General features: G+C 66.9%; 8 protein-coding genes. 3 read left to right on the top strand and 5 right to left on the bottom strand.

The window, feature by feature from the left end; all coding sequences use genetic code 11:
- Positions 1–362: 362 nt before the first annotated feature.
- The 5 genes from IEW22_RS15300 to IEW22_RS15280 all read right to left on the bottom strand — a co-directional run bounded on the left by IEW22_RS15300 (position 363) and on the right by IEW22_RS15280 (position 8235).
- Positions 363–1046 carry a GntR family transcriptional regulator gene (locus tag IEW22_RS15300; RefSeq protein ID WP_188587483.1) on the bottom strand — a complete coding sequence of 228 codons (684 nt, stop codon included), beginning with the start codon at positions 1044–1046 and terminating at the stop codon, positions 363–365.
- A gap of 70 nt (positions 1047–1116) precedes the next feature.
- Positions 1117–3117 carry an alpha/beta hydrolase family protein gene (locus tag IEW22_RS15295; protein ID WP_373284207.1) on the bottom strand — a complete coding sequence of 667 codons (2001 nt, stop codon included), beginning with the start codon at positions 3115–3117 and terminating at the stop codon, positions 1117–1119.
- Positions 3084–4874 carry an N-acetylglutaminylglutamine amidotransferase gene (locus IEW22_RS15290; protein WP_188587482.1) on the bottom strand — a complete coding sequence of 597 codons (1791 nt, stop codon included), beginning with the start codon at positions 4872–4874 and terminating at the stop codon, positions 3084–3086. The genes IEW22_RS15295 and IEW22_RS15290 overlap by 34 nt, the downstream gene beginning before the upstream one ends.
- Positions 4875–4921: 47 nt before the next feature.
- On the bottom strand, positions 4922–7546 hold the full coding sequence (locus IEW22_RS15285) for a carboxylate--amine ligase/circularly permuted type 2 ATP-grasp protein (RefSeq protein WP_188587481.1): 2625 nt from the start codon (positions 7544–7546) through the stop codon (positions 4922–4924).
- Positions 7547–7725: 179 nt separating this feature from the next.
- Positions 7726–8235, bottom strand: coding sequence for a hotdog fold domain-containing protein (locus IEW22_RS15280; protein ID WP_188587480.1), 510 nt, complete (start codon positions 8233–8235; stop codon positions 7726–7728).
- A 611-nt stretch (positions 8236–8846) separates the two neighbouring features.
- Here IEW22_RS15280 and rpsJ point away from each other — a divergent pair.
- From rpsJ to rplD, 3 genes are read left to right on the top strand one after another with little or no spacing between them, the layout of a single operon-like run.
- Positions 8847–9152 carry a 30S ribosomal protein S10 gene (gene rpsJ, locus IEW22_RS15275; protein ID WP_003938093.1) on the top strand — a complete coding sequence of 102 codons (306 nt, stop codon included), beginning with the start codon at positions 8847–8849 and terminating at the stop codon, positions 9150–9152.
- Positions 9153–9173: 21 nt separating this feature from the next.
- Positions 9174–9827, top strand: coding sequence for a 50S ribosomal protein L3 (gene rplC / locus IEW22_RS15270; RefSeq protein WP_188587479.1), 654 nt, complete (start codon positions 9174–9176; stop codon positions 9825–9827).
- The gene (rplD, locus tag IEW22_RS15265; protein WP_188587478.1) at positions 9827–10495 is read left to right on the top strand and encodes a 50S ribosomal protein L4; all 669 of its coding nucleotides are present in this window, start codon (positions 9827–9829) and stop codon (positions 10493–10495) included. Before rplC ends, rplD begins: the two co-directional genes overlap by 1 nt.
- Positions 10496–10497: the final 2 nt, after the last annotated feature.

The raw sequence follows: 10497 nt of genomic DNA, 5'->3' as shown, positions 1-10497 counted from the left end.
TCGCGGAACTCCTGGGGATAGGGCTTGGGCACAGCTGGCATCCTTCCAGGCCGCCCGGCAGGGCAAGCCAGATCAGATGTCACCTACTCGTGCACCAGCCCCTTGTTCTTGTCTGTGGGTATTTCCTGCTGATCGCTGACTGCCTCGGTCATGGCGTTCCTCACTGTTGCCTTATCTGCCAGCGTGACCGGCGACGGTGCCTGCGCATGCTGCGGATTCCAACTGAGAACAGCGTAGGAAGCGGGTATTACCCGACAATTACGTGAACGCTATATTCCACGCGAGTGAACGGGGTGGCCGTCCGCGTGACCCGCGACCGTGGTGTGCGCGCGTGTGGTGCGCGTGAACTGGTGCGGGAACTGCTATCCGCCGGTGGCCAGGATCGCCGATTCGAGCCGGCCGTGGTGTACGCGTGCGAGTTCGACCAGTGCGTCGGCGTCGCGGGCCTGCGCGGCGGAGATCATCCGCTCGTGGTCGGCGTGCATCGTCAACTGGAAGTTCGCGTCGACGGTGCGCATGATCTGGAACGGTTCGGTCATGTTCCAGGTGGTCTCGAACATGGTGAGCAGTCGCGGCATGCCGCACGGGTCCACCAGCGCCTGATGGAATCGCCGCGAATGCCGGTGATAGCCGCGGCGGTCGTCGCTGATGGTCGACTCCTGCAGTGCCTGATGTTCGGCGCGGGCCAGCGCGAGGTCGTCGTCGGTCATCTTCTCCACCGCCTGGGCGAGTGCGGCGCGTTCGAGAACGCCACGGACGAAATAGATCTCGCGCAGTTCATCGCTGGTGAGGCGGGCGACGAAGTATCCGCTGTTGGTGCGGTGATCCACCAGGCCCTCGCCGATGAGCGTCTTGAGCGCCTCGCGCACGGGGATGGGGGACACACCGAACACCTTGGCGACCTCGTTGACCGGGATCGGCGTACCAGGTGCGACCCCGCCGGCCAGGATGGCCCGCCGAAGCTCGGCGAGGACACCGGTCTGGGCGCTGCCGGATTCGATGGGACTCAGCTGTGCGATCAGGCCGACCGCGGACGAACGTGACACTGCCACTGGTCCACCTCCGGGGTCTGCTGGTCCTGACGGTCTGGTTCGTGTGCGTGACGATCTGGTCGAATTATCCCGCCTGTGATCGGGCGGCGCAGGATCCCCCTCCGATCCGGGATTCCAGCCATCCGACGATATGGGAGTTCATCTTCTGCTGGTTGACGTCCTTGACGATCTCATGGCCCTCGTCGGCGAAGAGCAGTAGTTCGGCGTCGCCGCCGCGGTCGGCGACGCTCGCCACGATCTGTTCGGATTCGCTGACCGGCACGTTGGTGTCGTGGGCGCCGTGGATCACCAGCAGCGGCGCGCGCAGCTCGTCGATCCGGTTGATCGGCGACAGGTCGGCGAGCAGCTCGCGATCGGAGTCCGGGTGGCCGTATTTGGTGTAGGCGGCCGCGGCGATCCACGGCTCGGTGTTGCGGTAGAACGATTCGAGGTCGCTCATCCCGCAGATCGCCACTCCGCCGGCGAAGCGGTCGGGGTGAAAGGTCAGGCAGGCCAGGGTGAGGTAGCCGCCGTAGGAGCGGCCCGAACACACCACCCGGTCGGGGTCGGCGATGAGTTCGTCGACGAGGAAGTCCACGCAGTCGGCCGCGTCGTTGATCCCCGCGTAGCGGCCGTAGCGGTCGTCGGCATGGGAGAACAATCGCCCGTAACCGGTCGATCCGCGCACATTCGGCGCGAACACCGTGTAGCCCGCGCCGACGAGCGCCGGGAACAGGAAGCTGTAGTCGGGACGTGACTGCGCCTCGGGTCCACCGTGGAAGTACACGACGGTGGGTGAGGGTCCGGACACACCCGGTGGGCGGTAGAGCCACCCCGACAGCGGCATGCCGTCACGGGCGGAGAACCGCAGCAGTTCCGGTGTCACCGCACCGTGCGGACAACCACCCGGAAGGGGATCGACCTCGATCACGCTTCGCCGATGGGTGTCGACGAGCATCACTCGCGGCGGCATCCTCGGCGCCTGCACGGTCACCGTCACCAGCCGTCCGGCGGCGCTGATCGACAGCTGTGAGGCCACCTCACCGGGCAACCGGATCGGTGGCAGCGTGCTCTGGTCGGGCAGCGACATGATCTCCAGCTCGCTGTATCCGTCCACATTCCAGAGCATGGCCACCGTGCTCTGGTCGTTGGACACCACGAACTCGTCGAGTCCGGCGCCGGCGCGCTCGGCGAGCACCTGGAATCGCACGCCGTAACGCGAGGCCTCCACACCGAGCAGGCGCGGGAACTTCGCATCGAAATCGCTGCGGAGGAGGGCCTGCACACTGTCGCGGTCGATGTCGGGACGCATGTGGGGAGGTGCGGTGAACACCCGCGACGGGTGCACGAAACCCTGGTCGAGGATGACGCCGTGTTCGGTGGTCGCGCCGGGGTCGTTGGGCAGCAGCGCGGTGATGTCGCCGCCGCGCAACAGCAGCATGTCGCGATAGCCACGGGGCCCGACGCGCAGCAGCGCCGCACCCTTCCAGGCGTCCACCAGGTGTCCGCCCACCCGCGCATCGAGGTCGGTGGCGTGCCCGGTCGCCGGATGCACCTGCAGCGCATGTGCGGTCCCGTCGTGTTCGGTCGCGGTGATCAGCACGTGCTCGGCATTCCAGCCCACCAGCTCGACCGTCGCATAGGCCGACCCGTCGGGGAGTTTCGCGGCGATCCGGAAGGATGTCGCATCCTCGGGATCGGTGGTCACCGCCCACACCTGCGATCGCTCGCCGCCGCCCGGGGCGATCTCCACGGCCAGCCATTCGCCGTCGGCGGAGTGTTCGATCTTGTGCGCCGGACCCGAGGCGGGCAGTCGCACCCAGCGCAGCTCACCCACCCCTGACGACGCCGACAACGTCCGCTGGGCCGCCCGCGGATAGCCGGTGCCGTCGTCGACGATGTAGGCGAAGGCCGAGCCGCTGGGCGCCAGGGACGAGCCGTAGGCACGCCAGTGCCGGACGTCGGGACCGGTCGAGGATTCGGCGGTGTCGTGGACAGCCGCGACCCCGGCGGCATCGGACGCCGTAGTCGAGTCGTCGTCCGATGTCGCCGTCACCGTGAGATCGACTCCATCGTTTGTAGCCACATCTCCAGCATGGCAACTTGCCAGAGCGCATTCGAGCCGAGGGTCGTGCGGATGCCGTTGGGGTCACCGAACAGCCTCGCGAGCGCGTCGGGGCGGTACAGTCCGCGATCGAGGGCGGCCTGGGACCTGAGCGTGTCGGTCACCAGGTCGAGCACCCCGCCCTCGAGGTGGCGGATGCCGGGCACCGGGAAGTACCCCTTGGTGCGGTCGATGACCGCGGCGGGCAGCATCGAGCGGGCCGCCTCCTTCATGACGCCCTTGCCGCCGTGGGCCAGCTTCAGCTCGGGCGGGCAGGTGGCGGCGAGCTCCACGAACTCGTGGTCGAGGAAGGGCACCCGCGCCTCCAGGCCCCAGGCCATCGTCATGTTGTCGACGCGTTTGACCGGGTCGTCGACGAGCATCACGGTGGTGTCGAGGCGCAGTGCGGCGTCCACGGCCGAACCTGCCCCGGGCGCCGACTGATGGGCGAGGGCGAAATCCCAGCTCGGATCGTGTTCGAGGGTGTACTCCGGTGACAGCAGCATGTCGATGTCGTGGTGACTGCGATCGAAGAAGACCGACGCATAGGCCTTGGTGGTGTCCTCGCGCGGGGTGTCGGCCAGCGGCGGGTACCAGTCGTAGCCGCCAAGGATCTCGTCGGCGCCCTGGCCGGACTGCACCACCTTGATCGACTTGCTCACCTCCTGCGACAGGAGATAGAAGGCCACGCAATCGTGGCTGACCATCGGTTCGGCCATCGCGGCGATCGTGTCGGGGACCGCGGGCAGCAGCCGGTCGGTGCCGATGTGGATCTTGTGATGATCGGTGCCGAACTCGTCGGCGATCAGATCGGAGTAGGCGTATTCGTCGCCGGATTCACCTGCCGCGGAATCGAATCCGATGCTGAAGGTGGCCAGGTCGTGTTGTCCCTGTTCGGCGAGCATCGCCACCACCAGTGACGAGTCGACGCCGCCGGACAGCAGCACGCCCACCGGAACGTCGGCGACCATGCGCCGGCGCACCGCGGTGCGCAACGAGTCGAGGATCTCGTGTTGCCAGCGCTTCTCATCCCAGTCCGCACGCGCGGCCTCGGGAGCGAATCGCGGTTCCCAGTACCGGTGTTCGGTGCTCGAGCCGTCGGGTGCGATCACCTTCACCGTCGCCGGGGGCAGCTTGCGTACACCGTTGTAGATCGTATGCGGCGCCGGCACCACCGAATGGAAGCTCATGTAGTGATGCAGCGCGATGAGATCGATCGAGGTGTCCACGCCGCCGCCGGCGAGCAGCGCCTGGATGGAGGAGGCGAACCGCAGCCGGGACGGGGTCTGCGACAGGTAGAGCGGTTTGATACCCAGCCGGTCGCGAGCCATCGTCACCTCACCGGTGTCGGTGTTGAGGATGACGAAGGCGAACATTCCCATCAGGTGGTCGACACAGGAGGTGCCCCAGGCGTGGTACGCCTTGAGGATCACCTCGCTGTCGGCATGGGAGAAGAATCGATACCCCTTGCCTTCCAGCTCTTCTCGGAGCTCTTTGTAGTTGTAGATGCAGCCGTTGAACACCATCGCCAGCCCCAGCGCCGCATCGACCATCGGCTGCGAACCGCGTTCGGAGAGGTCGATGATCTTGAGCCGCCGGTGACCCAGCGCCACCGCTGCGTGCACGTACACACCCGAGCCGTCCGGACCGCGCCGGGCCATCCCGGCGTTCATCGCGGCCACCGCCCCCACCTCCGGTTGTGCCGAATCGAACCGGATCTCGCCGCAGATGCCACACATGGTGTCCGTTCACTCCCTCGTTGGGTGGTCGCTTGTCCTCGGGTCCATCAGTTCTCGGATACGTCGGTGGCCAGGATCCAGGTGTCCTTGCCGCCCCCCCCGCGTGAGGAGTTGACGATCAGGCTCCCGCTCGGAGCGACCCGCGTCAGTGCCGCCGGTGCCACCACCGCGTCGATGTCGTCGCCGTCGGCGCGCAGATGCACGAACGCGCGCAGATCCACGTGATGGGGCCAGAAGCCGTTGCCGTCGAAGGTGGGATGGGTCGACAACGACACCACCTCCTGGGCGACGAAGCGTTCGGGCTGGGTTTTCAGTTCGAGTTCACGCTCGGCCAGCTGACGATCGGTGCATTCGGGGCCGATGGTGATGCCGCTGCCGCCGAGTCCGTCGATGGGTTTGACCACCAGTTCCGAGAGTCGTGACAGCACGTAGTCGCGCTGGTCGCGTTCGGAACACAGCCAGGTGGGCACCTGGTCGATCAGCGGTTGTGCGCCCAGGTAATAGCGGATCATCTGCGGCACATAGGCGTAGATGGCCTTGTCGTCGGCCACGCCGTTCCCCAGTGCGTTGGCGATCGCGAGGGTCCCCGACCGCATCGCCTCGATGAGACCGGCACGCAGCGCGACGTCGTCGACCCCGGTCGACGACAGCAGCATGTCCTCGTCCATACGCAGATAGATGGTGTTGACCACGTCGATGTCGCGGCCGTGATGCAGGTGCACCCGACCGTTGCGGACGGAGAGATCCTCGGGTGTGGCCACCGGGATACCGGCACCCTCGGCGATGAGCCGGTGTTCGAACCAGGCCGAATCGGTCCACCCGGAGCTGAGCACGATGTCGATGCCGTCGTCGTGTGCCCGCGGCGGGCGGGCCGCCGCGATCGTCTGCGCGATCATCTCCGGCACCGCGTCGACGTCGAGGATCTCGGCCGGTGGGGTGATCTCGGGGAGGAACTGCTGCATCAGTCGGCGGTTGGTCAGGGCGAAGGCGACACCCGAGGGGACCCGGAGATTGTCTTCGAGGACCACGAAATGGCCGGGGCCGTCGGAGATCAGATCGGTGCCGCAGATATGTGTGCGAACGTGTTGCCATGACGGCAGCCGACCCGACCGGCGATACCCGGGGGCGCGGTCGAGCGCCTCGGCGGGGATGATGCCGTCGGCGACGATCGCCTGGTCGCCGTAGATGTCGCAGAGGAAGGCGTTGAGCGCGAGTGCACGCTGTTCGATGCCGTCGCTCACCCGCTGCCAGTCGGCCGCGCCGACGATGCGGGGGATCACGTCGAGGGGGAAGATCTGGGCACGATCCTGACCGCTGACCTTGAAGGTCACGTCGTCGACGCTCTGCTCGCGCTCGATCTGGTATTCCCGGTTGCGTAGCGATACGTTGCCCAGTTGTGTTGCCGCGGCGATGATCTCGGCATATCCGGGTCGCATCGACAGGTCGGCGGCGATAGCCTCGTCGAAGGGGTCCGGCGGGATCGTGGGGTCCTCGCAGTCGGCGGGCTGATAGCCGTAGAGCAGGTTGCCGTCGCGGCGCGCGGCGGGTGCGGGCGCCGGAGCGGTGCCGGCCGTCTCGGCCGCCAGACGATCCACCACGTCGGTGAGCCGTCCCCGCCGTCGCAGCACGCGTCGCTGCCGCGAGGCCGAGCTGCCGCGTTCGATGGCGCGGGTGGTGAGTTCGTCGACGATCTCCCAGTCGCCGATGGCGGTGAGTTCGTCGCGCAAGGAATCCGTCAGCGCCCGGACCACCTCACCGGCCGGCCGAGGCGTGGCGGTCGAGACGTCGATGAGATCGCCTTCCAGACCGGAACGCGCGGCCTGCCAGATCGCCGCACGGTAGAGCGTGGGTGCGGTGGGGGCGATGTCGGCGTGCAGGCGGGCCGCCTCCCTGTCGACCAGTGCACGGGTCAGGCCGGCGATCAGCGTGATGGTGTCCACCGACGGGCAGCTGTCACAGACGCGCAGTTCGAGGGTCTTGACCCCGGCGGAGGGACGTACGTCGAAATAGACCATTCCCGGATCGCTGATGACCCCGCTGGCCACCAGCATCGCGATCTCGGCGTCGTAGTGTGCGGCGTTGTCGACCACCGGGAACGGGCCGCTGGTCGGCCAGCGCTGCCAGATCAGGGTGCGCGCCGAGGCGTAGCCGGTGTCGCTGCCGTCACTCCAGAAGGGTGAACTGGCCGACAGCGCCAGCAGCGTCGGAATGTAGGGGGCCAGGCGCGCCGCGATCGCCACCGCCTCGTCGCGGTCGACGACGTCGACATGGACCTGAGTTCCGCAGATGAGTTGTTCTCGGGCGAGCAATTGATAATCGGCGAGCATCCGTCGATAACGCGGCGTCTCGGTGACGCGGAGTTCGGTGGGCACAGACAGGGGAACCGATCCCGCCGCGACCACACCCATTCCCAGGGAACTCGCCGCCTGCACGAGGCGTTCGCGGCTGGTCTGCAGATCCTTGCGCAGTGAGTCGAGATCGCTGAAGACCGCGGAATTGGACTCGACCACACATCGCTGCAGCTCGGCGACGTAACCGTCGTCGGGCAGCGCCTCGAGGAGCTCAGGGGCGCGGGCGGTGAGTCGGCGGGTGCGCAGGTCGATCAGGTGGAACTCTTCTTCCACCCCGAGTCTGCGTGGCTTTGCCGTGAACGTCGAATCCGGCCCCGTCATCGTCCGAGCGTATCGGCGCGCAAGAGTACCGGCACGCCGAAACACGCGGATGGATAAATCAGATGGTGAAAATCGTCCCCCTGGTGAGCGCCGAGGGAACTATGCCCTCGGCGCCGTTCACGGGGACGATTTTCGCCATGGGGGTGCCGCCTACTATGCCCAGCCCAGCTCTGCTCTGCTCAGCGCGGTGTCACCCAGCAGGTGATGTCGCAGTGCACCACCTCGACCCCGGCGTGATCGGTGATGGCGATCGGGACCACGAGGTCGCGTCCGGTGGCGAAGTGGGCCGGGTCGAAGGGCTGCGGCAGTGTCGCCACCGCGCGCAGACCGGTGGTCGCCGGCTTGAGGTAGGCACTGGTCATCCCCTTCGGGATCCAGCGGTGACTGGTCGGGATGGTGGCCTCCATCAACATCCCCATCGCCGTCTCGGCGAGATTGCAGGCGGCGATCGCGTGGAAGGTGCCCAGATGGTTGCGGATGCCGTACCACTTGGGTGCGTACACCTCGCAATACCCGGGCTCCATCGTCTTCACATAGGGGAGAATCGTCCCGAAGTAGGGCACCCGGGCGACCATGCCGATCGAGAAGAGCGCGGCACCCAATGCGTTGTGTGGGAGCTTGCGGCGAAGGGCATAGGTGGCACTGGATCGGGCCGCACTGGGTCGGGTCGAGCTGGGATCACCGGACATGGGTGGAGTCTAGAAAGGTGTCCGGGACCGGTCGTCGTCGGGCGGTGACATCGCCGTCATCTCCGGGCCGGTGTGATCGCGGTCATCGGCGAATCGGGCGCATCGGGTGCGGCCTGGTGGTTCGTGGGGGCGGGATTTGAATCTCGGGCCCGCGATCGTGCATACTGGTCGGGTTGCCTTGAGAGGGTGCGCGGTTTTCTGCGGCCACGATCAGGAGCGAATCGCCACGGCGGGTCAAGCGGAGACGAACTGGCCCGATCACCGTAAGGCGAGGACGAAGCAGCATGGCTGGACCAGGGTATCGCCACCGATACCCCGGGGTGAGCGTGTGACGAGCGCATTCGTATGAGTGCGAAGCCGACACGCCCGACCGCGGGTGCCGGAGCAGCGGGCCCATGGACAGCAGTGACCGTGCGGGTAACCGCGCGAGTCAGCGCACAACGACAGATGAACAGCGTCGACGCCCTGGGTAGGGGTCTGAGAATGTGGCCGGATACGGCTGCACGTGTTCGTCCGGCCACATGGAGCCGGCGGTGTTCATCTGCGAACCGAGTCAAGTGGATTCGGGCGACGGGCAATTCGTCGTCCGACCAGACGGAAGAGGACACAGCGTGGCGGGACAGAAGATCCGCATCAGGCTCAAGGCCTACGACCACGAGGCGATCGACGCTTCGGCGCGCAAGATCGTGGAGACCGTGACCCGCACCGGGGCACGTGTCGTCGGCCCGGTGCCGTTGCCCACCGAAAAGAACGTGTACTGCGTCATCCGCTCGCCGCACAAGTACAAGGACAGCCGCGAGCACTTCGAGATGCGTACACACAAGCGACTCATCGACATCCTCGACCCGACGCCGAAGACCGTCGACGCGCTCATGCGCATCGACCTTCCGGCCAGCGTCGACGTCAACATCCAGTAGGCGAGTCGGAGTAGATAAGAGATGACACAGAGCAACGTGAAGGGAATCCTGGGCACCAAGCTCGGGATGACCCAGGTCTTCGACGAGAACAACCGGGTTGTCCCGGTGACCGTGGTGAAGGCCGCACCCAACGTGATCACCCAGATCCGCACCGCCGAGCGTGACGGTTACACCGCACTGCAGCTCGCCGCGGGTGCGATCGATCCCCGCAAGGTGACCAAGCCGGTCGCCGGGCAGTTCGCCAAGGCCGGAGTGACCCCGCGTCGCCACGTCACCGAGATCCGTCTCGACGACGTCGCCGAGTACGAGGTCGGCCAGGAACTGTCGGTGGAGATCTTCGCCGACGGCGCGCTGGTCGACGTGACCGGTACGTCCAAGGGCAAGGGCTACGCCGGCGTCATGAAGCGTCACGGCTTCGCCGGCCTGGGCGCCTCCCACGGCGCGCACCGCGTGCACCGCGCACCGGGCTCGATCGGTGGCTGCGCCACCCCGGGCCGCGTGTTCAAGGGCATGCGCATGTCGGGCCGCATGGGCAACGACCGGGTGACCACCCAGAACCTGACCGTGCACAAGGTCGATGCAGAGAACGGCCTGCTGCTGATCAAGGGAGCGATCCCGGGTCGTAAGGGCGGCGTCGTGATCGTGCGCGAGGCCGTGAAAGGTGGTGCGAAGTAATGACTGACACCGCAACCAATCTGACGCTCGACGTCACCAACCCGGACGGCTCCAAGGCCGGCACCGTGGATCTGCCCGCCGAGCTGTTCGACGCGACCGCCAACATCGCACTGATGCACCAGGTCGTCGTCGCACAGCAGGCCGCTGCCCGTCAGGGCACGCATTCGGCCAAGACGCGTGGCGAGGTTCGTGGCGGCGGCGCCAAGCCGTACCGCCAGAAGGGAACCGGCCGTGCCCGTCAGGGTTCGACCCGCGCTCCGCAGTTCAACGGCGGTGGAACCGTTCACGGTCCGCAGCCGCGTGACTACAGCCAGCGCGTCCCCAAGAAGATGAAGGCCGCTGCCCTGCGCGGCGCCCTGTCCGACCGCGCTCGTAACGAGCGGATCCGCGTGATCAGTGAGCTCGTCTCCGGTCAGACCCCGTCGACGAAGTCGGCGCGCACCTTCCTGGAGACCCTGAGCGACAAGCGCAAGCTCCTGCTGGTGATCGGCCGTGAGGACGTCACCGCGCGCAAGAGCGTGGCGAACCTGCAGAACGTGCGGACCCTGTCCGCCGATCAGCTCAACACCTATGACGTGCTCGATTCCGACGTGGTGGTGTTCAGCCTCGAGTCGCTGAACTCCTACATCGAGCGGGCGAGCAACGACACGACCGCGAAGGAGGCGTGATC

This window comes from Gordonia jinhuaensis, from assembly GCF_014639795.1.
GTDB lineage: Bacteria > Actinomycetota > Actinomycetes > Mycobacteriales > Mycobacteriaceae > Gordonia_B > Gordonia_B jinhuaensis.
The sequence above is the reverse complement of the archived record's forward strand: the minus strand, read 5'-3'. Positions and strand labels throughout refer to the sequence as shown.